Origin of the sequence: Pseudoponticoccus marisrubri (assembly GCF_001482405.1) — a bacterium.
Lineage (GTDB): Bacteria > Pseudomonadota > Alphaproteobacteria > Rhodobacterales > Rhodobacteraceae > Pseudoponticoccus > Pseudoponticoccus marisrubri.
Genome location: NZ_LPXO01000014.1, coordinates 63039 through 86417, shown reverse-complemented (window position 1 = coordinate 86417; position 23379 = coordinate 63039). Strand labels below are relative to the sequence as shown.

At 69.6% G+C, this 23379-nt stretch carries 17 protein-coding genes; 7 read left to right on the top strand and 10 right to left on the bottom strand.

The features are described 5' to 3' along the window. Nucleotides 1-68: 68 nt before the first annotated feature. The 4 genes from urtB to urtE all read left to right on the top strand — a co-directional run bounded on the left by urtB (nt 69) and on the right by urtE (nt 4834). Nucleotides 69-2036 (top strand): urea ABC transporter permease subunit UrtB, encoded by a 1968-nt coding sequence (urtB, locus tag AVJ23_RS18200; RefSeq protein ID WP_058863652.1) that lies wholly within the window; start codon nt 69-71, stop codon nt 2034-2036. A gap of 120 nt (nt 2037-2156) precedes the next feature. After that, nucleotides 2157-3320, top strand: coding sequence for an urea ABC transporter permease subunit UrtC (urtC, locus tag AVJ23_RS18195; protein ID WP_058863651.1), 1164 nt, complete (start codon nt 2157-2159; stop codon nt 3318-3320). Next, nucleotides 3317-4057, top strand: coding sequence for an urea ABC transporter ATP-binding protein UrtD (urtD, locus tag AVJ23_RS18190; RefSeq protein ID WP_058863650.1), 741 nt, complete (start codon nt 3317-3319; stop codon nt 4055-4057). Before urtC ends, urtD begins: the two co-directional genes overlap by 4 nt. A gap of 78 nt (nt 4058-4135) precedes the next feature. Beyond that, entirely contained in the window at nt 4136-4834 is a 699-nt protein-coding gene (gene urtE / locus AVJ23_RS18185; protein ID WP_058863649.1) for an urea ABC transporter ATP-binding subunit UrtE, read from the top strand. A gap of 3 nt (nt 4835-4837) precedes the next feature. On the opposite strand, the gene AVJ23_RS18180 is transcribed toward urtE, so the two are convergent. Further along, nucleotides 4838-6361, bottom strand: a complete 1524-nt coding sequence (locus AVJ23_RS18180) for a trimethylamine methyltransferase family protein (protein WP_058863648.1) — start codon at nt 6359-6361, stop codon at nt 4838-4840. Nucleotides 6362-6519: 158 nt separating this feature from the next. Here AVJ23_RS18180 and AVJ23_RS18175 point away from each other — a divergent pair, with 158 nt between their 5' ends. Beyond that, nucleotides 6520-8952, top strand: coding sequence for a GcvT family protein (locus tag AVJ23_RS18175; RefSeq protein WP_058863647.1), 2433 nt, complete (start codon nt 6520-6522; stop codon nt 8950-8952). Here AVJ23_RS18175 and AVJ23_RS18170 read toward each other — a convergent pair. From AVJ23_RS18170 to AVJ23_RS22905, 8 genes are all read right to left on the bottom strand, one after another. Then, complete coding sequence (locus AVJ23_RS18170; protein ID WP_058863646.1) at nt 8903-10021, bottom strand: glucuronyl esterase domain-containing protein; 1119 nt, start codon at nt 10019-10021, stop codon at nt 8903-8905. The genes AVJ23_RS18175 and AVJ23_RS18170 overlap by 50 nt on opposite strands. 3 nt (nt 10022-10024) lie before the next feature. Continuing rightward, nucleotides 10025-11074 carry a Gfo/Idh/MocA family protein gene (locus AVJ23_RS18165; RefSeq protein ID WP_058863645.1) on the bottom strand — a complete coding sequence of 350 codons (1050 nt, stop codon included), beginning with the start codon at nt 11072-11074 and terminating at the stop codon, nt 10025-10027. Continuing rightward, the gene (locus tag AVJ23_RS18160; protein ID WP_058863644.1) at nt 11067-12074 is read right to left on the bottom strand and encodes a Gfo/Idh/MocA family protein; all 1008 of its coding nucleotides are present in this window, start codon (nt 12072-12074) and stop codon (nt 11067-11069) included. The genes AVJ23_RS18165 and AVJ23_RS18160 overlap by 8 nt, the downstream gene beginning before the upstream one ends. 42 nt (nt 12075-12116) lie before the next feature. After that, a complete protein-coding gene (locus AVJ23_RS18155) occupies nt 12117-13133 on the bottom strand; it encodes a Gfo/Idh/MocA family protein (protein ID WP_058863643.1) in 1017 nt (338 codons plus the stop codon). After that, the gene (locus AVJ23_RS18150; protein WP_058863642.1) at nt 13130-14206 is read right to left on the bottom strand and encodes an ABC transporter ATP-binding protein; all 1077 of its coding nucleotides are present in this window, start codon (nt 14204-14206) and stop codon (nt 13130-13132) included. The genes AVJ23_RS18155 and AVJ23_RS18150 overlap by 4 nt, the downstream gene beginning before the upstream one ends. Next, the gene (locus AVJ23_RS18145; RefSeq protein ID WP_058863641.1) at nt 14203-15282 is read right to left on the bottom strand and encodes a carbohydrate ABC transporter permease; all 1080 of its coding nucleotides are present in this window, start codon (nt 15280-15282) and stop codon (nt 14203-14205) included. The genes AVJ23_RS18150 and AVJ23_RS18145 overlap by 4 nt, the downstream gene beginning before the upstream one ends. A gap of 133 nt (nt 15283-15415) precedes the next feature. Further along, nucleotides 15416-16840, bottom strand: coding sequence for a carbohydrate ABC transporter permease (locus AVJ23_RS18140; protein ID WP_157772704.1), 1425 nt, complete (start codon nt 16838-16840; stop codon nt 15416-15418). 65 nt (nt 16841-16905) lie between these two features. Continuing rightward, nucleotides 16906-18198, bottom strand: a complete 1293-nt coding sequence (locus tag AVJ23_RS22905; RefSeq protein ID WP_058863639.1) for an ABC transporter substrate-binding protein — start codon at nt 18196-18198, stop codon at nt 16906-16908. 186 nt (nt 18199-18384) lie between these two features. On the opposite strand from AVJ23_RS22905, the gene AVJ23_RS22900 reads away from it, so the two are divergent. Both AVJ23_RS22900 and bglB read left to right on the top strand, forming a co-directional pair. After that, complete coding sequence (locus tag AVJ23_RS22900) at nt 18385-20907, top strand: hypothetical protein (RefSeq protein ID WP_058863638.1); 2523 nt, start codon at nt 18385-18387, stop codon at nt 20905-20907. Next, entirely contained in the window at nt 20894-21952 is a 1059-nt protein-coding gene (gene bglB / locus AVJ23_RS18125) for a beta-galactosidase BglB (RefSeq protein ID WP_058863637.1), read from the top strand. Before AVJ23_RS22900 ends, bglB begins: the two co-directional genes overlap by 14 nt. 217 nt (nt 21953-22169) lie before the next feature. Here the strand turns inward: bglB and AVJ23_RS18120 are convergent, their stop codons facing one another. Next, nucleotides 22170-23378 carry an efflux RND transporter periplasmic adaptor subunit gene (locus tag AVJ23_RS18120; RefSeq protein WP_058863636.1) on the bottom strand — a complete coding sequence of 403 codons (1209 nt, stop codon included), beginning with the start codon at nt 23376-23378 and terminating at the stop codon, nt 22170-22172. Nucleotide 23379: the final 1 nt, after the last annotated feature.

Here is a 23379-nt window from a genome sequence, read left to right as displayed (position 1 = left end):
GCCCCCGGGCTCTTTCGCAGGACGGGTGTGCGCACCCGTCCTGACCTCCCTTCAGGACAGGATTTCCGATGCTCCGAGTATTTCTCGCAGCCCTTCTCTGCGCGTGGCTGCCGGCCGCCCTGCAGGCGCAGGAGACCGCGCCGGGCCCCGCCCCGGACCTGCAGGCCATCCTGCAGCAGCACCAGGCCGAGATCGCCAAGCCCTCGCGCCGGACCGTGGGCCCTGCGATCGAGGCGCTGGCCGGCTCCGGCCTGCCGGGCGTGCCCGCCTTCCTGGAGGATTGGCAGAACAAGGAGATCTATGTCCGCGAGGCCGACGGGCTGTTCTTCCGCATCGATGGCAGCGGCGACACCGTGGCGCTGCTGGACCTGACCACCGGCGAGACGGTGGCCGAGGACGTGCCGACCGACGGGCTGGACCAGATCAAGCCCAATGGCGGCGTGCGCCGTGTCATCTCCGAGGCACTGGTGCAGTTCCAGCTGAGCGATCCCGACATCGACCGGCGGCGCGACGCGCTGGATGCCATCGCCCGCAACCTCGACCCCGACCAGCTGGGCCCGCTGCGCGGCTCCATCGCGGGCGAGCCCGACCCCGCGCTGCGCCTGCGCAAGGAGCGGCTGGCCAATTACCTCGTCGCCCGTTTCGGCGACAGCACGGAGGCCCGCGTCGCCGCGATCGAGGCGCTGGCCACCGATTCCAGCGTCGACGGCCGTGCCGTGCTGTCGCAGATCCTCGACACCTCGGTCGAGGTCGCGCAGGAGGTGCCCGATGATGTGAACCTCGCCCGCGTGCTGGAGCCCGGCACCGACCTGCCGCGCGAGGAAGCCTATGCGCTGATGCGCGAGGCCGCCGACCTGCCCCCCGTTCTGGACCCCTCCGGCATCCGCGGCCTGCTCGAGACCCATGTCGAGGGCGGCAAGGTGGGCGGGCTGCCCATCGCGCGGCTGGCCACACGCTCCGGGCGTCTCCTCGCTTATGACGGGCTGGCGGCCGAAGGCTTGGTGCCCGAGCGCGCCACCCCGGCCACCGTCGATGCCGCGCTGGCCAGCTGGACGATCTACGAGGCCTATGACGAAGAGGACAGCGCCGTCACCGATGCCGCGCGCGCCGCCAATGACAGCGTGCAGACCCGCGTCGCCGCCGGGCAGGCCGCCGATCTCGCGCTGGACGCGGTCTCGCTGGCCTCGATCTACTTCCTTGCCGCGATCGGGCTGGCCATCACCTTCGGGGTGATGGGCGTGATCAACATGGCGCATGGCGAGTTCATCATGATGGGCGCCTATACCGGCTACGTGGTGCAGCTCTTCATCGAGAACTACACCGTCTCGCTGGTGGTCGCCCTGCCGCTGGCCTTCGCCATCACCTTTGCCGCGGGCGTCGCCATGGAGCGGCTGGTGATCCGCTGGCTCTACGACCGGCCGCTGGAAACCCTGCTGGCCACCTTCGGCGTGTCCATCGCGCTGCAGCAGTTGGCCAAGAACATCTTCGGCACGCAGGCCCGCCCGCTGACCTCGCCGGGCTGGCTGGACGGCGCCTGGGTGATCAATGACGTGATCCAGATCAGCTATATCCGCATCGCGATCTTCGTGCTGGCGCTGCTCTTCCTCGGCCTGCTGCTCTTCATCCTGAAACGGACGCGGCTGGGGCTGGAGGTGCGCGCGGTCACCCAGAACCCGCGCATGGCGGCCTCGATGGGGATCAACCCCGACCGCATCAAGATGATGACCTTCGGGCTGGGCTCGGGCATCGCGGGCATCGCCGGCGTGGCCATCGGGCTCTATGCCAAGGTCACCTCCGAGATGGGCTCGGACTATATCGTGCAGAGTTTCATGACCGTGGTCGTGGGCGGGGTCGGCAATGTCTGGGGCACGCTGGCGGGCGCCACACTGATCGGCTTCCTGCAGAAGGGGATCGAGTTCTTCAACCCCTCCAACACGCTGGCGGCGCAGACCTACATGATCCTCTTCATCATCCTCTTCATCCAGTTCCGTCCCAAGGGCATCGTCGCCCTCAAGGGCCGCGCGGCGGGGGATTGATCCGATGCATGTGCTCCTGATCCGCGCCGGCGCGCATCTCCCCCAGCCCCCTGCCCCGCAACCGCCGCGCAAGGGCCGGCCGCCCCGCGCGCGCACCGCACCCCAGACCGGAGGCCTGACATGACCCGCGGCTTTCTCGCGCAGAACCCCTCGATCCTGTGGTTCATCGGGCTTTTGGGCCTGTTCACCCTCGGCGTGACCGTGCTGTCCGAGGCCTATGGCACCGCGGTGCTCTCGACCTCCTTCGTCAAGACGCTGGGCAAGACGCTGTGCCTGTGCCTCGTGGCCATCGCCATGGACGTGGTCTGGGGCTATTGCGGCATCCTGAGCCTGGGGCATTTCGCCTTCTTCGGGATCGGCGGCTATGCCATCGGCATGTGGCTGATGTATGCCCGCACCGAGGCCATCGTGACCGAGAACCTCGCCGCCGCGGTGATCCCGCCGACCGAAGCCGAGGTCTCGGACGCCATCGCCAGCCAGATCTTCGGCGTGGTCGGCGCCTCGGAATTCCCCGCCATCTGGGCCTTTGCCCATTCGCTGCCGCTGCAACTGGCCATGGTCGTGCTGGTGCCGGGGCTCCTGGCGCTGGTCTTCGGCTGGCTGGCCTTCCGCAGCCGCGTCACCGGCGTCTACCTGTCGATCCTGACCCAGGCCATGACGCTCGCCCTGTCGCTCTACCTCTTCCAGAACGACAGCGGGCTGCGCGGCAATAACGGGCTGTCGGGGCTGCAGAACATCCCCGGCTTCGAGGCCACGCCGCAATCGCAGATCTCGATCGCCTTCTTCTGGGCTTCGGCCCTGGCGCTGGCACTGGGCTACGTGCTCTTCGCCTGGGTGGTCTCGGGCAAGATGGGCAGCGTGATCCGCGCCATCCGTGACGACGAGGCGCGGGTGCGCTTCCTCGGCTACCACGTGGAAAGCTACAAGCTCTTCGTCTTCACCCTGACGGCGGTGGTCTCGGGCATCGCGGGGGCGCTCTACTACCCGCAGGCCGGCATCATCAACCCCGCCGAGATCGCGCCCATCGCCTCGATCTACCTCGCCGTCTGGGTCGCCATCGGCGGGCGCGGCCGGCTCTACGGGGCGGTGCTGGGCACGGTCTTCGTCACCCTGCTATCCAGTTGGTTCACCGGCGGCGGCGCGCCCGATATCGATCTCGGCATCTACACCATCCAGTGGACCGACTGGTGGCTGGTGCTGCTGGGCCTGTCCTTCGTGGCCGTCACGCTCTTCGCGCCGCAGGGGCTCGGCGGGCTGGTCGACAAGCTGGTGAGGAAGTCATGAGCACACTACTGGAAATGTCCGGCGTCTCGGTCTCCTTCGACGGGTTCCGCGCCATCAACAACCTCTCCTTCCAGATCGGCGAACCCGAGCTGCGCGCCATCATCGGCCCCAACGGCGCCGGCAAGACGACCTTCATGGACATCATCACCGGCAAGACCAAACCCGACGAGGGCCGCATCCTCTATGGCGACAAGGGCATCTCGCTGCTCGGCCTGTCGGAATCGCGCATCGCCCGCGAAGGGATCGGCCGCAAGTTCCAGAAACCCACCGTCTTCGAGGCGCAGAGCGTGCGCGAGAACCTCGCCATGGCGCTGAAGAACCCGCGCGGCCCCTTCGACGTGCTGCTCTACCGCAAGACCAGGGCCGGCGCCGCCCGCATCGAAGAGATCGCCGCGCGCATCGGGCTTTCCGAGGCGCTGACCCGCCCCGCGGGCGAGCTCAGCCATGGCCAGAAGCAATGGCTCGAGATCGGCATGCTGCTCGCGCAGGAGCCCCGCCTGCTGCTGGTCGACGAGCCTGCGGCCGGCATGACCCCGGCCGAGCGCGAGAAGACCACCGAGATGCTGGTCGATCTGGGCCGCGACCACGCGGTGATCGTGGTCGAGCATGACATGGAATTCGTCCGCCGGCTGAACTGCAAGGTCACCGTGCTGAACGAGGGATCGGTGCTGGCCGAGGGCAGCATCGACCACGTGACCGGCGACCCGCAGGTGATCGAAGTCTATCTGGGGCGCTGAGCGCATGGGCTTCTTCTCTTTGCAAATACTCAAATCCGGCGCCGGCCACGGGCGCCGCCTTTCCGGACAGGAGCGCGGATGCTGACGCTGACCGACCTCACCCTGCATTACGGCCACAGCCAGATCCTGCACGGCATCTCGATGCAGGCCCGGCCCGGCGCGGTCACCTGCCTGATGGGCACCAACGGGGTGGGCAAGACCTCGTTGCTCAAGGCGATCTCGGGCACCCATCCGCGCTCGGGCGGGGGCATGGCGCTGGACGGCACCGAGATGCCGCGCCAGATGCCCGCGCATCACCGCGCCCGGCTGGGGGTGGGCTACGTGCCGCAGGGGCGCGACATCTTCCCGCTGATGACCGTGCGCGAGAATCTCGAGACGGGCTATGCCTGCCTGCCGCGGGACGACCGTCACGTGCCCGACGAGATCTTCGAGCTCTTCCCGATCCTCAAGGACTTCCTGCACCGCCGCGGCGGCGACCTGTCGGGCGGCCAGCAGCAGCAGCTGGCCATCGCCCGAGCGCTGGTGGCCCGGCCCAAGCTCCTGCTGCTGGACGAGCCCACCGAGGGCATCCAGCCCAACATCATCACCCAGATCGGCGAGGTCATCAAATACCTGCGCGGGCGCGGCGACATGGCCATCGTGCTGGTCGAGCAGTTCTTTGATTTCGCCTTCGATCTGGGCGATCATTTCGTGGCGCTGGAACGCGGCGCGGTGATCCATGACGCGCCCAAGGCGGACACCCCGCGCGAGCTGCTGCTCTCCAAGGTCTCGGTCTGACGCTCAGCCCGCGACGGGCAGCATGGCGCGGATCGCGCGTTCCTGCGCGGCATCGAGAAAGCCGGGATGCGGCGCCTCCAGCAGGCGGCGCGCCTCGACCCGGGCCCGGCCCCAGGCGTTCAGCGCGCCCTGCTCGGCCCAGGCCACCGGGGCCAGCCGGTCAGCCAGCCGCGGGTACAGATAGTCGCGCTCCATCGCCGCACGGGTCTGCGCCGCGCCCAGGAAATGGCCCGCGCCCTGCACCGTCTCGCGGATCGTCTCGAAACCCAGCGTCTCGGGGCTGACCTCGATGCCGCGCAGCACGCGGTAGACCCCGCCCAGCATCTCGTTGTCCAGCACGAACCCTTCGAAGCTCGCGCCCAGCAGCGCCGCGGTCATGCCGGCGCTCTCATAGACGAGATTGCCGCCCGCCAACCCCGCGGCCAGCGCGGTCATCGCCTTCTCGGCCCCGTATTGCGCGTCCACCGCCTTGGCATCGGTCATCGAACAGGCCACGCCCGAGACCAGCCCCAGCCAGTTCGACAGCTGCGCCGAGGCCGCGTTCAGCACCGCCACCTCGGCCCCGCCGCCAGAAAAGGCGCCGCTGCGCAGGTCCACCACGAAGGGCCAGTTCGAGAAGATCATCGGGTGGCCGGGCTTCATCACGTGCACCATGACGAGGCTGGCCAGAGTCTCGGCCAGCGACTGCGCAAGGAACCCCGCCAGCGTCGCCGGCGCCGTGGCGCCCGATTGCGCCGCGGTGATCGCGTTGATCGGGATGCCATGCGCCACGCATTCATAGCTGACAGCCACCGCGTCGGCGCCGAACTTCAGGGGCGAGATGATCGGGCTGACATGCGCCTTGAGGAAGGGCCGTTCGGCAAAGGCCCCCGGCCCGCCCGCCGCCACGTCCAGCATCTTCACGATGGGCGCCACATGCTCGGCCAGCGTGAAGGCCGTGCCCACGGGCTTGGTCGTGTTGCGCAACAGCGCGTGCACCGTGTTGACGTCCAGCGCGAACGGATCGGCCAGGTCGGTGGCGATGCAGCAGCGCGTGAACCAGCCGATATTGACCAGGCTGTCCTGCAGCCGGGTGAAATCATGCAGGTCGCGCAGGGTCGCGGGGCGGTAGAGCCCGGTATCGATGTCCAGCACCTGCACCGCCGCCCCGCCCGAGCCGAAATGCACCGCCTCGCCGCCCACCGTGATCGAGCGGGCCGGGTCGCGCCCGTGGAGGACAAAGCGCTTGGGGCACGCCGCGATCGCCGCCTCGACCAGCGCGGGCGGCAGGCAGACCCGGTCGCCCGCCACGCGCGCGCCCGCGGCCAGCAGGTCGCCGCGCAGGCGCTCGGGCACGTCGCCCATGCCCAGCTCGTCCAGCAGGCGCAGCGCGGTGTCGAGGATCGCCTGCATCTCGCGCGGCGACAGCGGCTGGTACTGACCGCCCCGCTGCCCCGGCGGGCAGGGGTTGGGCGGGCCCGCAGCCCGTGTGTCATGGCGCGCACGGCGTCCTCCGCGGCGCGGCTTGCGCAGGTTTGCATCCGACATGGCCCAGTCAACCGCCGGGCCCCGCGGCGTGGCAAGCGCCAAGTTGCGGATGCAGCCTGTTGAAATGAAGGTTTCGGGAAAGCCGAATTGCCCTTGCGTGCCTTGCCCCCGCCGCGCCGATGCGCCCCGATGCGGGGCAGACCAACAGGAGAGGCAGGATGCGCAATTCGGCACGCGTGGTGGTGATCGGCGGCGGGATCGCCGGCTGTTCGACCCTCTATCACCTGACACGGGAGGGGTGGTCCGACGTGATGCTGCTCGAACGGGACGAGCTGACCTCGGGCACCACCTGGCACTCGGCCGCGCAGGTGACAAATTTCGGCACCAGCCAGACCATGGTCGGGCTGAAATCGCATTCCATCGCGCTCTACCAGGAGCTGCGCGACGATCCCGACTACCCGGTGGGCTATCACCATGGCGATGGCGGCATAAGGCTGGCCAACACCGAGGCGCAGATGGACGGCTATCGCCATTTCGCCTCGATGGCGCGCGGCATGGGGGTTGAGTTCGAGGTGCTCGACGCGGCCGAATGCGCCCGCCGCCATCCTCTGATCTCGACCGAGAACCTGCTGGGCGGGCTCTGGGATCCGTCGGACGGCGATATCGACCCCGCACAGCTCTGCCAGGCGCTGGCGCGCCGCGCGCGCAAGGCAGGCGCCGAGGTGATGCGCAACACGCCCGTCACCGGGCTGCGCCAGCTGGACGATGACAGCTGGATCGTCACCACGCCGCAGGGCGAGATCCACGCGCAGATCGTGGTCAATGCCTGCGGCTACCGGGTGAACGAGGTCGGCGCGATGATGGGGGTGCATCACCCGGTCATGTCGATGGAGCACCAGTATTTCGTGACCGAGGACATCCCCGCCATCGCCGCGGCCGGCCACCGGATGCCGCTGCTGCGCTGCCCGATCAGCGACTATTACTGCCGGCCGGAACGCGGCGGGCTGCTGGTCGGCTTCTACGAGCAGCACTGCCGCACTTGGGGGATGGACGGGATCGACCCGCATTTCACCAACGCGCTCTGCCCGGATGACCTCGACCGGATCATGGACGTGCTCGAGGGCGCCTTTGCCCGCATGCCGGCGCTGCGCGAGACCGGGATCAAGCGCGTGGTCAACGGGCCGATCACCTACACGATCGACGGCGCGCCGCTGGTCGGCCCGATCCCGGGGCGGCGCAACGCCTTCTGTATCATCGGGCTGCGCGCGGGCCTTGGCGAGGGCGGCGGCCATGGCTGGCTTCTGGCGCAGCAGATTGTGCATGGCGAGGCCTGCTACGACACCTGGGCGCTGGATCCGCGCCGCTTCGGCCCCGAGGCCAATACCGAGCTCTGTTCGCAGATGGCGATCCAGGAGTACCGCAATGAGTTCCGTTTCCACTTCCCGAACGAACAACGTCCCGCCGGGCGCAATGCCAAGACCACGCCGCTCACCCCGGTGCTGGCCGCCGAGGGCGCCGCCTTTGCCCCGGTCGATGGCTGGGAGCGGGTGGAGTATATCCGCCCCGCCCCGGAATTCACCGTGACCCACGGCTTCCGCTTCGACGAGGCGTTCGACGTGGTGGCCGAGGAGGTGCGCGCCGTGCAGCAGGCCGTCGGGCTGGCCGAGGTGAACGGGTTCAACCGGATCGAGATCACCGGGGCGGATGCGCAGGCCTTCCTCGACCGGATGTGCTGCGGCCGCCTGCCCGCGCGCGACGGGCGGGTCGGACTGGGCTACCTGCTGAACGATCACGGCATGGTCAAGGCCGAGGCCACCTTTGCCCGCCTGCCCGCCTCGGATCGCGGTGGGCCGCGGATCTGGTACGGCTCGGCCGCCGCTTCGGCGCGCCACGACATGGACTGGCTCTGCCAGCACGTTCGGCCGGACGAGGATGTGCGCCTGACTTCGCTGACCAACAGCCACACGGTGCTGGTGCTGGCCGGGCCCAAGGCGCGCGCGGTGCTCTGTGCGGTCAGCCGGGGCGACTGGTCGGCCGGCGCCTTCCCGTGGCTGTCGGTGCGCGAGGCATTTGTCGGGATCGCGCCGGTCACGGTGATGTCGGTCAGCTTCTCGGGCGAGCTGGCCTACGAGATCCACGTGCCCAATGCCAGCTTGCTGGTCGCCTTCACCGCCCTGCGCGAGGCCGGGGCCGCGCAGGGGTTGCGGCTGTTCGGCAGCCGGGCGGTGGAGTCCATGCGGCTGGAAAAGGGCTTCCTGCACTGGAAGGCCGACCTGCTGACCGAGTTCGACCCGTTCGAAACAGGGCTCGACCGATTCGTCCGGCTGGACAAGGACTTCCATGGCAAAGCGGCGCTTCTGGCCCGGCAAGAGGCGGGGCCGCGGCGACGGCTGGTGACGCTCTCGGTCGCGGCGACGGACCGGGCCGCGCATCCCGGCGCCTCGGCCATGCGGGACGGGGCCGTCATGGGCACGGTGACCTCGGGCGCCTGGGGGCACCGGACGGGGCTGAACCTGGCGCTGGCCTTCGTGGCGCCCGCGCTCTCGACCCCGGGCACGCGGGTCACGCTGGACCTGCTGGGCGATCTCGTTCCGGCCGAGGTCATCCCGCCCTGCCCCTATGATCCCGGGCATCTTCGGATGCGGGGCTGAGCCGGTCCAGCCAGTTCAGTACGCGAACCCAGTCCTGCGGCAGCATCTCGTGCCCGCCGGGGCGCAGGTGCCAGCCCAGCGGGCCCGACAGGATCGGCTGGTCGGGGCGCAATGCGATTTCTGGCGGGGTGTCGATATGGGCATCGGGCCAGGCACGCGCCGCCATCTGCAGCGCGCGGTAGCTGCCCGCCGGATCGGCCCAGCCATCGCCCGCCGCCGCGGCCAGGTAGACCCCGCGCGGCGCGCAGGCCGCGATCAGCCGGTCCTGGTCCATTGGCAGAGCGCCCGGGTCGGTCACCGGGTCGGGGCACAGCCAGTGGGGGAAGCGATCGGCCAGCTGGGCCAAGGTCTCGCCCTCGGGATGGCGCGACAGGGCCGCCCCGGCACAGCCCGACTGGTTGGCATAGACGCCCCGGATGCGCCCGTCCTGCGCCGCGGCCCAGAGCGCCGCCTTGCCCAGCCGCGAATGCCCCGCGACGGTCATGCGGCCCGCGTCGATCTCGGGCCATTTCTCGGCCACATCCAGCAACCGCATCAGCGCCCAGGCCCAGAGCGAGATCGCGCCGGACGGCCCGTCGGGGTCGATCAGCGGCTTCACCCCATGCGCGCGCCATGCCTGCGGATCATCCGGCACCCATGAGCCGTAGCAGCTCAGCAGCAGCGCGTAGCCGCGCCGCAGCAGCAGGTCGCGCGGCCAGCGATAGGTCGAGGCGCCGCGCATCGCGTCGCGCAGCCGCCCATCCGCCGCGCCAAGATCGGGACGGGGCGAGACCACGGCATCGGGGTCCAGCGGAAAGCCGGGATCGGCGCTCATCCCCACGGGGCCGAGGAAGTCGAGCCCGGCAATCAGCGGCGCGGGGCCCGGTCCCGATGGCAGCCAGAGCGCCGCATCGACCGTGAAAGCGCCCGTGCCGACCCGCGCGGTGATGCGCAGCCACAAGGCATGCGACCCGGTCCAGGGCTGGCAGCTCACCTCCAGCGCGTCGGGCGGCCGCGGCACCGGGCCGTAAAGCGATCCGGCCAGCTCGGAGAGGACCCGCGCCCGCGAGGCCGCGCACAGCCCCGGCATGGCTCAGGGCAGCCAGCTGTCATAGAGCGGGTGATCGGCGCCCAGCGGCAGCGTCACCGGCGCGCCCGCGCGGGCCGAGGCATAGACGGCCGTCACGAACTCGATCGAGCGGCGCCCGTCCTGTAGCGTCACCTCCTGCCCGCCCTGGCCATCCAGCGCAGCCGAGAGCGCGCGGAACAGGCCGGGATACCAAGGCGCGGCCTCGGGGCCGAGGTCGTCCAGCACCGCGTCGATCTGCGCCTGCGTGGTGGGCGCGCGCGCTTTGAAGCGCCACGGCTTGGCCGCGGGTGCATAGGGGGCATGGTCGCTTTCGACGGTGAACCCCTCGAACATCAGGCGCATGCGGCTGATATTCTCGGCACAGCCCAGCGTCACCGACGAGGTGATCAGCGCACCGTCCGCCATGCGGATCGACAGGGCCGCGCAATCCTCGACCTCGATCTTGTTCACCCGCGTGGCCAGATCGGCATAGACCTGCGCCACCGGCCCCAGGAAAGCGGGCAGGAAGTCATGAATATGGATCGCGTGGCCCAGCACCGCGCCGCCCGATTCGCCCGCCCATGTGCCGCGCCAGTCGATCTCGTAATAGGCGGCGGGCCGGTCCCAATGGGTCTCGAGCGTGCCGGCATAGCAGCGCCCGGCAAGCCCCGCGGCCTGCAGCGCGCGCAGCTGCGCCGCGCCGATGCCGTAGCGGTACTGGAAGACCGGAAAGACCTGCCGGCCGGTGGCCTCGGCCGTGGCGATCAGCGCGTCGGCCTCGCGCAGCGAGCGCACCAGCGGCTTTTCGCAGATCACGTGCTTGCCCGCCTCCAGCGCGTCGATGCAGGCTTGGAAATGCAGGTGCGGCGGCAGGCAGATGTCGACGATGTCGATCTGCGGATCGGCCAGCACCGCGGCGAAATCATCCGTGACGGCCGCGTCACCCGCCATCTCGGCGGCGCGGGCCGTGTCCAGATCGCAGACCGTGCGCACGGTGAAGAGATCCGGCAGTGCGGCAAAGCCTGCCATGTGCTGCGCGCCGATCCCGGCGCCGATGATGGCCACGTCACGCATGGGTTTCGGCCATCAGCTGGGCGTGGATCGCCAGTTCCATGGTCAGGAAAGTCATGGCCTGCGGATTGGCGGTTTCCGTGCGGTCCTGCACATCGGCCACCAGCCGGGCGAAATAGGGCCGCCCCGCCTCGCGGCAGTCGATCAGCGCGTTCTCGGTCCCGTTCACGAGGAACAGCGTGTCGGTCTGATGCGGCCGGCCGATATCGGTGTATTTGCGGCACTCGATCGTGCCCTCGGTGCCCAGGATGAAGAGCCGCCCGTCGCCCCATGTGGGCAGACCGTCCGGCGTGAACCAGTCCAGCCGCACATAGCCGTGCCCGCCATCGCCCATCAGCGTCGCCTCGCCGAAGTCCTGGAAGCCGGGATGTTCCGGGCGGGTCGTGTTCTCGACATGGGCATGCACCACGCGCGCCTCGGTCGAGCCGGTGAAATGCAGGAACTGGTCGATCTGGTGGCTGCCGATGTCACACAGGATGCCGCCATAGCGCTCGCGCTGGAAATACCAGTCGGGGCGGGTCTTGAGGTTCTGCTTGTGCGGGGCGAGGTTCACCGTCTGGATGACCCGCCCGATGGCGCCCTCGGCCACCAGTTCCGAGGCGCGGGTCACGCTGGGCACCTGGAAACGTTCCGAGAAGTTGACCGACCAGATCCGCCCGGTGCGGGCCTGCACCTCGCGCAGCTGGGCCAGCTGGTCGGGCGTGGTGCAGCCGGGCTTGTCGACCATCACGTCCTTGCCGGCCTCCATCGCCTCGATCGCTAGCCCCGCGCGATCCGCGGGCACGGCCGAGATCAGCACCATCCGCACGTCCGGATCATCAAGGATGGCGCGGCGGTCGGCCACCCGGTCCAGATCGGGGAAGACCTCGTTGAACTTGTTCTCGGTCACCGGGCTGCCGTCGGTCCAGTACTGCGCGCAGCTGCAGCCCTGCGCCTGCATGTTCGAGAGCATTCCGAAGATATGGCCATGGTCGATGCCGATGACGCCAAGTTTGAAGGGCATGGTTCCGTTCCCCCGGGGTTGGTCTGTGCCGATGCGCGCCTGTCAGGCCGCGTCGAGCGTCACGGTGCGGCCCGTCTCGCCGGCGCGTTCCAGCGCCGCGATCAGCCGGTGCACGGCCAGCGCCTCGCGCCCGGGCACCAGCGGCGGGCGGCCTTCGCGCAGCGCCTGCGCGAAATCCTCGATCACGAAGCGGTGCCAGTCCGAGGTGAAGGCCATCGGGTCCGCCCCCGCGCCTGAGCCGACCGCCTGCCCGTAGCTGTCGCTGCGCCCGTCCTGGTACTCGACCCGCAGCATCCCGGCCTCGAGCCGGGCCGAGCCATGGGCAAAATGCAGGGTGATCGTCTCGCCGCGTCCCGGGAAGCTGGCCGTGGTGGCAAAGAACTGCCCCACCGCGCCATTGGCAAAGCGCAGCCCGGCGCAGAGGAAATCCTCGGCCTCCATGTCATGGAAGCCCGTGGTGGCGCTCAGCGCCGAGACCTCGGTCACCGGGCCGGTCAGCGACAGCATCAGGTCCATCGTGTGGATCGCCTGGCTGATCATCACCCCGCCGCCGTCGCGCGCATAGCTGCCGCGCCCGGGCGCGTCGTAATAGGATTGCGGCCGCCACCAGGGCACGTTGACCTCGGCCATGCGCAGCGCGCCCAGATCCGGCATCACCGCGCGCAGATCGGCCACGACGGGCCGGGCGCGGTGCTGCAGCATGATGCCCAGCGGCAGACCGGCGGCCTCGCAGCGCTCGACCAGCGCGGCGGCGGCGCTGACGGTGCGCTCCACCGGTTTCTCCATCAGGATCGGCTTGCCGGCGCGCAGCAGCGCGTCGACGATCTCCACCCGCGCATCGGGCGGCGTGGTCAGGATCACGAAATCCACGTCCGAGGCAGCCACCGCCTCGACGCTGTCAGCCGCTGTCGCGCCCAGATCGGGCCAATCGGCCAGAAAGGCGCGTCGGCTCTCGGCGCTGCGGGCATGGACCAGTGCAAGGTCAAGGCCGCGGGCCTTGGCCAGCGCGTCGGCATAGGTGCCCGAGACCATGCCCAGCCCGATCAGAGCCACCTTCATCGCTGCATCTCCAGCGCCCGCTCGCCCGCGCCACCGAAGATGTGGAACGCCTCGGTCGGGAAGCTGACGCCGATGGTCTGGCCGCGGGTCAGCGGGATCTGGTGGGCGTGCTGGACGGTCAGGCTCTCGCCATTGGGAAAGACGCCATAGATATAGGTGACCGCGCCCAGCTGTTCGTAGTTCTCGACGGTGATCTGCTCGTCGCCATGCCCGTCGAGCGAGACGCCCACCGCCTCGGGCCGGATGCCCAGCGTCACGGTCTCGCCCTGCCCCGGCTCGGCCACCGGCACGTCGCGCACCATGCCGCTGTCCAGCGTCAGGACGCGGCCGTCCAGCGTGCCGGACAGGAAGTTCATCTGTGGCGCGCCGATGAAGCCCGCCACGAACTTGTTGGCCGGGTGGTTGTACAGATCCAGCGGCCGGCCCACCTGCTCGATCCGCCCGCCGCGCAGCACCACGATGCGGTCAGCCATGGTCATGGCCTCGATCTGGTCATGGGTGACATAGATCATCGTGTTGCCCAGCTGGGCGTGCAGGTTCGAGATCTCGACCCGCATCTGCAGGCGCAGCTCGGCATCGAGGTTTGAAAGCGGCTCGTCGAAGAGGAAGATCACCGGCTCGCGCACGATGGCCCGCCCGATAGCCACGCGCTGGCGCTGCCCGCCCGACAGCTGGCCGGGCCGGCGGTCGAGCAGGTGCTCGATCTGCAGAAGCTTCGCGGCGTCCTCGACCCGGCTGCGGATCTCCTCGCGCGGCATGCGGATGTTCTCGAGCCCGAAGGACAGGTTCTGGCGCACCGACATGTGCGGGTAGAGCGCGTAGCTCTGGAACACCATGGACAGGCCACGCTCGGAGGCGGGCACGCCGTTGACGCGGCGGCCGCGCAGCAGGATGTCGCCCGAGCTGGGATCGTCCAGCCCCGCGATCAGGCGCAGCAGGGTGGACTTGCCGCAGCCCGAGGGGCCGACGAAGACGACGAACTCGCCATCCTCGATCGCCAGGTCGATGCCGTGGATCACGTCGACCTGCCCAAAGCTCTTGCGGATGTCGTTCAGTTCCAGCGTATGCGTCATTTCAGACCCGTGGTCGCGATCCCGGTGGTGATGAAGCGCTGCAGCCAGACGAAGACCAGCGTGATCGGGATCAGCGTCACGACGGTCATGGCCAGGATGTAGTGGAAGTCCGAGTTGAACTCTCCGGCGAACTGGGTCAGCCCCAGTTGCAGCGTGTGCTTGTTGGGGTCCGAGATCAGCACGATCAGCGGCCAGAGGAAATCGTTCCAGCGCCAGATCACCGACAGGATGGCCAGCACGCTGAGCGCAGGCAGCGACAGCGGGATGATGATGCGCCAGAAAATGCGCCATTCACTGGCCGCATCCATGCGCGCGGCCTCAAGCAGCTCGTCGGGAATGGTCAGCATGTATTGGCGCAGCAGGAAGACCCCGGTGGGCGTGGCCGCGGCGGGAATGATGACCCCCCAGAGCGAGCCGAAGATGCCGAAGGACCAGACCACGAAGAACAGCGAGACCAGGATGATCGAGGCCGGGATGAGCAGCGTGGCCACGATCAGCAGCGTGAATGTCAGCCTTCCGGGAAAGCGGTATTTCGACAGGGCGAAGGCCGCCATGGCATTGATCAGCAGCGTGATCAGCGTGGCCGCGACGGTGACGAAGACCGAGTTGTAGAGATAGGTGGCGAAGTGGAAGTTCTCCTGCCCGTTCCGTTTCAGGAGCGGGTCGAGATAGTTCTCGACGGCGACGCGCACCTCTTCCTTGGGGGCCAGCTCGTCGCGCGGCACCTCGTAGACGTCCTCGGGCGCGGCGAGGCGGGCCACCTCGGTCATCATGCGGGTGGGCCCGGCCTTGAAGACCTCGGTCCGGGTGCCGTCGGGGGCGGTGTGGATCCAGACCGGCTTGGGGCCGACGCCGTCGATCTCGGCCTCGACCTGGGCCATGGGCAGGACGCGCGTGTCGAAACTGTCCACCGCCACCTCGGACTTGATCGAGCTGAAGAAGGTCCAGAGCACGGGGACGAGGATGATCAGCACGCCGAGCACGAGATAGCCATAGGCCAGGAAATCCTGCACGCCGAAGGGCTGCGCGGTGTCGCGGTTGCCGCGGGTCCGGGTCAGGAAGGTGGCAATGCTCATGACGGGGCCTCCTGTCGCGGGCAAGGCGCTTCGAAGCGCCTTGAAGGAAGGCCGTTGCAACGGCCTTGGACACGCGGTTTGCAAACCGCGTAAGCAAGCCGCGTCGACGCGGCTTTCTGGCGCCCGGCCGCGATCACAGCTCGGACTGCCTGCGGGTGATCCAGAGCTGGAAGAAGGTGAAGACCGCGATCACGATCGCCATCAGCACCGATCCCGCCGCGGCCTGCCCGTAATCGGGAATGTCCTTGGCGAAGGCCACCTCGTAGATGTTCTGCACCACCATGAAGGTCTCGCGCCCCGGCCCGCCGCCGGTCAGCAGGTAGACCTCGTCGAAGATCTGGAAGCTGCGGATCAGGCTGAGCACGATCACCACGGTCAGCGTCGGCATGATCAGCGGCAGGGTGATCCGCCAGAAGGCGCGGAAGGGCTTGGTCGCATCCATCTTGGCCGCCTCGTAGAGATCGCGCGGGATGGCCTGCAGACCGGCCAGCAGGATCAGCATGTAGAAGCCCATGTGGCTCCAGCAGAAGACGAAGACCAGCCAGAAGAAGGGCCAGCCGGTATTGGGCGTGACCAGCCAGTTGATCGGCCGGTAGCGGCCGAAATCGAACACCGCGTCGAACTGCACCATCAGCAGCAGCAGGACGGAAACGATCCCCGCCCCGATCACCGCCGCCCGGGCCAACCGGTGCCCGCTCGAGACCAGCCAGACCAGCGCGCCGGCCAGCGCCACGCCCAGCCAGAAGCTGCCCGACAGGCCCATGAGGCTGAGCGGCGCGGCCCAGCCACAGACCAGCGCGAAGAGCAGTCCGAACACCGCCGCCCAAGCGGTCGAGGGGTCGTCCTGTGCGCGCAGCGTCCGCTCGCTGGCCAGAAGCAGCAGCACCGCCATCAGCACGGTCATGACCATGTCGAACCCGGCCACGCCGGCCAGCAGCGACAGCCCCTCGCGGGTCTCGCCGATGGCCGCGTTCAGCGCGCCCTTGCGGTGCAGCACCCAGTTCCAGATATTGGCGATCACCACCGGCGACAGCATCACCGGGTAGAAGAACATCGCCCGCCAGAAGCCGCGCCCGCGGATGTTCTGGTTGACCACCAGCGCGGTCAGCAGCGCCACGACGCAGAGCGCCGGCACCTGGATCAGCACGAACCACAGCGTGTTGAACATGCCGGTCCAGAAATTGTAGCCGGGGTTCGAGCAGGTCCGCGGCGAGAAGATGGTCTCGCAATCGAAGAGATCGGCGTATTTCTCGAACCCCACGAAGGGCCGGTCGAACAGCGCGATCGACCCGCCCCCGGTCATCGAGACATAGAGGTTCAGGATCATCGGCAGGAAGGTGAAGAAGCCGAAGATCAGCATGTTGGGCAGAAGCAGCGCGTAGGGCACGCCGACGCGGCCGAACATGCTTTGCGCCAGCTCCACCGGGAAGCCCAGCAGGTCCATGAAGAACTGCGGCACCTGCCGCAGCGTGTAGCGGCGATGGCTCAACAGCCAGATGGTGCCGCCAAGACCCCAGAACAGGCCCAGCGCAGCCATCAGCAATCCGGCAGGTGTCATGCAGGGGCTCCCAGCCTCGGGGGGCGCAGGGCAGGCCTACGGGCCCGCCCTGCCTCCGGTCGGGTTCAGTTGGCGTTGGTCGCCACTTCTTCCTCGATCTTCTCGATCGCCTCGTCGAGCGTCAGCTCGCCGTTCATCGCCGCGGCCAGGTATTGCGTCGTGGCGTTGAAGATCACGAAGTTTTTGGGATCGCCCTGCAGGTCATAGGCCTGCGGCGTCTGCTCGGCCGCCCGTGCGGCCATCTTGGTGAAGGCGGTCAGACCCTCGGCCACCTGCTCGGAGGCGCCGGCCGCGACATAGTCCAGCCCCTCGTTTTGCAGCTTGGCATGGGCCGGGATCGCGAAGGTGCGGGAATACCACTCGCGCGCCTGCGCCTCCTCGCCCATCCAGGCGACGAACTGCGCCGCGGCGGCTTCCTTTTCGGGGTCGTCGGACTGGAAGGCCACAAGCCCCGCACCGCCCGGCATCACGCCGCAGCCCGCCGGGCCGCAGGGCACGGGCACGACGGTCCAGTCGAACTTGTCGCCCACGTTGTTCTGCACGTTGCCGGTGTTCCACGAGCCCGACATGTAGAACGGCGTGTCCTGGTTGAAGAACATCTCGTTGCCGTTGGCATATTTGCTGCCCGAGACGGCCGGCCAGATATCCGGCGGCATCAGCCCGTCATTGTGCCAGTCGATCATCAGCTGCGCGAAGGTGCGGAACCCCTCGTCGATCACCATGTTGCCGTCGGCATCGAAATAGGCCGCGCCGTAGGACATGGCCGGGCCGGCCATCCGGTGGCCCGAGCGGTCCATGACCATCGCGGCATAGGCGCCGGTCTCGTCCATCACCTGCGCGGTGGCCTCGGCCCACTCCTCCCAGGTCGCACCATCGGCCGGCACCTCGACGCCCGCCTCCTCGAACATGGTCAGGTTGACGTAGGGTCCGGTCACCGTCATCTCGGTGTGGAAGCCGTAGATCCCGTCCGGCGCGCCGGCCCGGTACCAGGGCAGCACCGCGCCATAGGCCGCTTCCCAGGCCTCGGCATCCACATGCGGGGTCAGGTCCACGTAATAGGGGTTCAGACCGCCCAGATTGGTGACGAAGGCCAGGTCCGGGCCGGTGCCGGCCTCCATCTGGATCGGCAGCTGTTCGCGGATCACGTTGTAGCCCACGGCGTTGAGCGTGATCTCGACGTCCGGATTGACCTCCTGGTAGCGCTCGGCGAACTCGGCGATGATGTTCGCCTTGCCGTCGACATCGGAAATCATCAGGTCCAGCTCGACCGCGAGGGCGGAGCTGGCGCTGAACAGCGCGATCGCGGAAACCGATCCGGCCACCGCGCGGCGCATGGCGGGTATCTGCGTGAATGTCATGAGAACGATCCTCCCTGGTGTCTCGATACCGCTCGTGCCGGCGGTTTGTGGGGCGATACTGGGAAAGCTTTCGCGGCGGGTCAACAGAATTGCACCCGGCGGGTCAAAAAATTGATCTATCATTGCTGCACGTTTTTCGACTAGCGTTGCGGACAGGGGCCGGAGCGGGAGGCGCGCGGAAAACACATGCAATCCAATGCATTCGACTGGCACGCCCTGCCGCCCGGCAGCGCGCTGACCCGCTGGGCCATGGCCGCGCCCGAGGTCACGCCCTGGCCCGGCCACGCCCGCCCGATGGAGGACCGGGTGGATTACGTGTTCCGCAACGGCTGGACCGACACGGGCGACCTGCCCTGCCGCGAGGCGCTGCGACAGGCCCTGCCCCATCGCCGCCCGGAACGGCCGCAGGGCCCGTTCGACCGGCTGCATCCCGGGCTGGACGGGCCGCAGGTGGATTTCTCGACCTTCCGCCACCGCCCGGTCCTGATCCGCCACGGGCTGCGCTGCCACCTGCGCGCCGCCACGCCCGGGCCGGCACGCTTCCGGCTGACCACCTGCGGCGGGGTGCGGATCTGGCTGGAGGACGATCCAGAGCCCGTCGCCGTGTTCGAGCCCTTCACCCGCAACCGCCTCCAGAGCTGCGAGGTCACGCTGGAGCTGACCGCGCAGCCCGTCGCGCTGACGCTTGCGCTGGAGGACCTTCACGAACGCGACACGACCTGCGCCGTCTCGATGACCCTGCTGGAGGGTCCGGCGCTGGAGACTGCCGTGCCCGGGATGGCGCAGGATCCGGCCGTATTGGCCCAGCAGCTGGGCGCGATCGGGCTGAACGCCGTCTTCCACGAAGCCCACCCGGCGCAGCTGGTCATGGATCCCCCGCCCGAGCACCCGCTGGTGCTCGAGGTCAGCGGGTTGCACCCGTTCGCGCGCGGCGGTCTGTCGGTCAATCCCGCGGCCGGGCGGCAGACCCGTGTCACCCTGACGCCCGACGCGTCCGCGGCCCACCTGTTCGACGTGGGCGACACCGCGCCGGGTTGCCTGCCGGTCGAGATCGCGGTCACGCAGGACGGGGTGCGCGTCGCGCGCCGGCTGGGCACCACCAACCTGCCGCCGGGCCAGGCGCTGACGGGCGATCTGGCCGCGCGCAAGGCACAGGCCGCGCAGCTGATCGTCGAGGGTGACGGGTTCGACCCCTCGCGCGCCACGCTGCTGGCCTTGCGCGGGGAAGCCCCCGAGGCGGTCGCCCGCATCCTCGACGCCGCGCTGACCACGATCGAGGAGCGCCAGGACTGTTCGGATTTCACGATCCTGCCGCTTCTCCGGCTCTGGCGCGACGGGCGCAATGCGCTGGACGCGGACCGGCAGGCGCGGCTGCGCGCGGCGGTTCTGGGCTACCGCTACTGGATGACCGAGCCCGGCGACGACGTGATGTGGTTCTGGTCCGAAAACCACGTGCTGTGTTTCCATGTCGCGCAAGCCGTGGCCGGGCAGCTCTTTCCCGACGCGGTCTTCACGAACAGCGGCCGGTCAGGGGCCGAACACGCGCAGGACGCGCAGGCCCGGCTGACCCGCTGGTTCGACGCGATCGACCGCGACGGGCTGTGCGAGTGGAACTCGGCCGCCTATTACCCGATCGACCTGCTGGGGCTGTTCACGCTGCATGACATGGTGCCGGCACTGCGCGACCGGGCGCGTGCGGTGCTGGACCGGATCTTCGCGATGACAGCGCTGCACACCAGCGGCACGACACCCGCCGGCAGCCAGGGTCGCTGCTACGAGAAGGAGCTGCTGGCCGGCCCCTGCACCGAGCTGGGCTCGGTCGCCGCCATCGCCTTCGGCGCGCCGTTCCGCCCGGGCTATGACCGCGCCGCAGCGCTATTCTGCCTGTCGGACTACGCGCCCACGGCCGAGGCGGCGGCGCTGGTGACGCCGCTGCCCGGCACGGTGCTGCAGGCGCGCTACACGCAGGGCCACGCCCATGCCGGCAAGCTGAGCCTTTGGAAATCCGCCCAGGGCCAGCTGTCGACGGTCTGTGCCCTTCCTGCCGGAGATGAGGGCCACCAGGCGCAGGTGCTGGACGTGCAGATGGCCGCGCACCCGATGGCGCGGCTCTGGATCAACCATCCGGGCGAGCTCAAGCCCTGGGGCGACCGGCGCCCGTCGCTGCTGGCCGGCAGCCACGTGGTGCCGCAGGTCGCCCAATACGGGCCGGTCGCGCTGGTGATCCAGGACCTCGACCGCGACTGGACCGAGATCCCCTTCGCCCAGCTCTTTGCCACCCGCGACGCCTTTGCCCCGCCGCGGCGCGTGGGCGAGTGGTGGGTCTTCGAGACTGCCGACAGCGCGACCGGCCCGGGCGGTGCGGTCGCGGCCAAGTGCTCAGCCCCGCTGGCGCCGGCGCCAGGGCTTTACGCGGGCAGCCTCTGGCGCGCCACGGGGCCACGGCTGGGCTGGGTGGTGACGCTGGCCATGCCGGGCGAGGACAGCGCAGGGCTCGACGCGCGCCTGCAGCGGACCGCGCCGCGCTTCGATGCCGCCGCGCTGCGGCTGGAGGCTCGCGGGTCGGACGGCGCGGCGCTTTCGCTGGCGTTCGACGGAACGCTGTCGGTCGATGGCACGCCCCGCCCCTTCGCCCCCCTGACGCCCGAGCCGCATGTGGCGCGTAACGGTGGCCCCCTGCAGCCCTGGAGGAGAGATGGACGAGATTGACGCAGCGCTGGTGCGGCTCGCCGCGGGGTTCTGCCGGCTGAAGGGCATCCACGCGGTGGCCGGGGCCGGTGACGAGATCCTGTTCGAGGAATGGGACTGGGAGGTCGGCGTCGGGCTCTACGGCGCGGTGCGCGACGCGCAGGACCGGCAGGACACGGCGGCGCTCGCGGCCGTGGCGCGCTGGTATGACCGGCAGATCGGTCGCGGCCTGCCGGCGCGGCAGATCAACTCCACCGCCCCGATGCTGGCGCTGGCCTGCCTGGCCGAGCATGCCGACCGCCCGGACTGGACCGCGCTCTGCGGCGACTGGGCGCATTGGCTGGTCACCGAGCTGCCACGGACCGGCGAGGACGGGTTCGAACACGTGGTCAAGGAAGGTCGCCGCCCCGGCCAGCTCTGGGATGACACGCTGTTCATGGCGGTGTTGTTCCTCGCCCAGACCGGCCGCATGACGGGGCGCGCGGACTGGGTGTCCGAGGCGCAATACCAGTACCTCGTGCACCTGCGCCACCTCGCCGACACGGCGACGGGGCTGTTCTTCCACGGCTGGTGCTTCGAGGGGCGGCACAACTATGCCCGGGCGCTCTGGGCGCGCGGCAATGCCTGGGTGACCATTGCCATCCCCGAACTCTTCTTGCTGGCCCCGCCCGCCGATCCGGCGCTGTCGCGCCACCTCGCCGAGGTGCTGCGCAGCCAGGTCACGGCGCTGGCCGGCTGCCAGCGGGCCGATGGCATGTTCCCCACGCTGCTCGACGATCCCGACGCGCCGGTCGAGGCCTCGGCCACGGCCGGCATCGGCTATGGCGTGCTCTGCGGCATCCGCACGGGGCTGCTGGCGCCCGATCACGCGACGATCGCCGAGAGGGCCTGCGACGCGATCCTGCAGCGCATCGGGGTGGACGGGATCCTCGCGGATGTCTCGGACGGCACGCCGATGGGCGACACGCTGGCGTTCTACAGGCAGATCGGCAACGTGGCCGCGCCCTATGGACAGGCGCTGGCCAGCCTCTTCCTGATGGAGATGCGGCGCTTTCGCCACGACTGATGTCCCGGGCGCAGGCGTAAGCGTTCGTGCGACGGAAGCCGCTTCGAAGCGGCTTGGCCCCCGGCGGCACCGGTCGGCAGACCATCGACATGCCGGGAGAACACGGAAACCATCGCGCGGGGGGTGGCGCGGATTGGGCCCGCTTGCCCGGCCGCCATTCGGTCGAACGGTTGCCACGGGGCGCCGCAAGCCGCTTCGAAGCGGCTTCTCCCCGGCCCTAGCGGCGTGCGCGGGGGGTGACGGCCACGCCCGGCTCGATCGTGTCGGGCGGGTGCAGGATCACCGCATCGCCCGCGGCCAGCCCGGCCTCGACCACGGCGAAGCGCCCGTCGCGGCGGCCGATCTCGATCCCGCGCTCTTGCACGACCCCGTCTTCGACCACGAAGGTGAACCAGGCCCCGCCGCGCCGGAACACCGCGGCGAGCGGGATCAGCAGCGCATCCTCGGTGCGCCATTCCTCGATCCGCACGAAGACGGCGAAGCCGTCGCCCAGTCCCGCGCGGGCCTCGGGCGGCGAGGTGATGTCCAGCACCGCGTCGACACGCTGCTCCTCGATGCCGAGCGCCGAGACGACGGTGCGCGCCGCCGGCTCGATCAGGCGCAGCTCGGCCGAGAGCGGCGTCGCGCCGCCCCAGCGCTCGACCCGTGCAGGGGCTCCCGGCGCCAGGCGCGTCGCCTCGGAGGACAGCAGGTCCACCACGATTTCCAGATCCGCAGGGTCGCCGATGGTCAGGATCGGCGCGCCGGCCACCACCGGCCGGGCGCTTCGGTCGGCGATCTCGACCACGACGCCATCGGCCGGGGCGGTCAGGGTCAGGCAGCAGGACGCCGCGGCATCCCCGGCATCGGGCTGGCTGAGCACGGCGCGGGCGCGTTCCAGCCCGGCTACGGCCATCTGCAGCCGCGCCTTGGCCGACTGGGTGGCCGCGCGCGCGATGGCGCGACGCTGCTCGGCATCCTCGAGCGCGGTCAGCGCGCCGGCCCCGCGCTCGGCCAGCGCGCGGGCCCGGTCGTATTGCGCCTGGGCATGCGCCGCCTCCGCCTCGGTGCGGGTCACCTCGGCGCGGGCATATTGCACCGCGGCCTCGGCCTCGTGCAGCGCCGCCTCGGCCTCGGCCCGGCTGCGCGCATCCAGCAGGCCCGAGGTCGCCGGGTCCACCTGTGCCACCACGGTCACGTCCTTGGCCACGAGGTCGCCCACCGCGACCGGTGCGCGGCGCAGCGTGCCCGCGATGGGGGCGGCAACGTCATAGCGGTCGCGTATGCGGGTCTGGCCCTCGGCATCGACGGTGACGCTGAGCGCGCCCCGTTCCAGCGTGGCAAGATCGACCGGGATCGGGTCCGAGCGGAAGGCCGTGACGGCCAGCCCCCCGAGGATGGCCAGCGCAAGGGCCGACAGGCCCACGGTCCGGATGGAGAGTGTCATC

What these genes read in the sequence shown, in the direction of transcription:
- AVJ23_RS18170 (WP_058863646.1), bottom strand. Translation starts at nt 10,021, where the DNA reads ATGCCGGGGCTGTGCGCGGCCTCGCGGGCGCGGGTCCTCTCCGAGCTG.
- urtD (WP_058863650.1), top strand. Translation starts at nt 3,317, where the DNA reads ATGAGCACACTACTGGAAATGTCCGGCGTCTCGGTCTCCTTCGACGGG.
- AVJ23_RS22905 (WP_058863639.1), bottom strand. Translation starts at nt 18,198, where the DNA reads ATGACATTCACGCAGATACCCGCCATGCGCCGCGCGGTGGCCGGATCG.
- AVJ23_RS22900 (WP_058863638.1), top strand. Translation starts at nt 18,385, where the DNA reads ATGCAATCCAATGCATTCGACTGGCACGCCCTGCCGCCCGGCAGCGCG.
- AVJ23_RS18120 (WP_058863636.1), bottom strand. Translation starts at nt 23,378, where the DNA reads ATGACACTCTCCATCCGGACCGTGGGCCTGTCGGCCCTTGCGCTGGCC.
- AVJ23_RS18160 (WP_058863644.1), bottom strand. Translation starts at nt 12,074, where the DNA reads ATGCCCTTCAAACTTGGCGTCATCGGCATCGACCATGGCCATATCTTC.
- AVJ23_RS18150 (WP_058863642.1), bottom strand. Translation starts at nt 14,206, where the DNA reads ATGACGCATACGCTGGAACTGAACGACATCCGCAAGAGCTTTGGGCAG.
- AVJ23_RS18145 (WP_058863641.1), bottom strand. Translation starts at nt 15,282, where the DNA reads ATGAGCATTGCCACCTTCCTGACCCGGACCCGCGGCAACCGCGACACC.
- AVJ23_RS18165 (WP_058863645.1), bottom strand. Translation starts at nt 11,074, where the DNA reads ATGCGTGACGTGGCCATCATCGGCGCCGGGATCGGCGCGCAGCACATG.
- AVJ23_RS18140 (WP_157772704.1), bottom strand. Translation starts at nt 16,840, where the DNA reads ATGACACCTGCCGGATTGCTGATGGCTGCGCTGGGCCTGTTCTGGGGT.
- AVJ23_RS18175 (WP_058863647.1), top strand. Translation starts at nt 6,520, where the DNA reads ATGCGCAATTCGGCACGCGTGGTGGTGATCGGCGGCGGGATCGCCGGC.
- urtE (WP_058863649.1), top strand. Translation starts at nt 4,136, where the DNA reads ATGCTGACGCTGACCGACCTCACCCTGCATTACGGCCACAGCCAGATC.
- urtC (WP_058863651.1), top strand. Translation starts at nt 2,157, where the DNA reads ATGACCCGCGGCTTTCTCGCGCAGAACCCCTCGATCCTGTGGTTCATC.
- AVJ23_RS18155 (WP_058863643.1), bottom strand. Translation starts at nt 13,133, where the DNA reads ATGAAGGTGGCTCTGATCGGGCTGGGCATGGTCTCGGGCACCTATGCC.
- urtB (WP_058863652.1), top strand. Translation starts at nt 69, where the DNA reads ATGCTCCGAGTATTTCTCGCAGCCCTTCTCTGCGCGTGGCTGCCGGCC.
- bglB (WP_058863637.1), top strand. Translation starts at nt 20,894, where the DNA reads ATGGACGAGATTGACGCAGCGCTGGTGCGGCTCGCCGCGGGGTTCTGC.
- AVJ23_RS18180 (WP_058863648.1), bottom strand. Translation starts at nt 6,361, where the DNA reads ATGTCGGATGCAAACCTGCGCAAGCCGCGCCGCGGAGGACGCCGTGCG.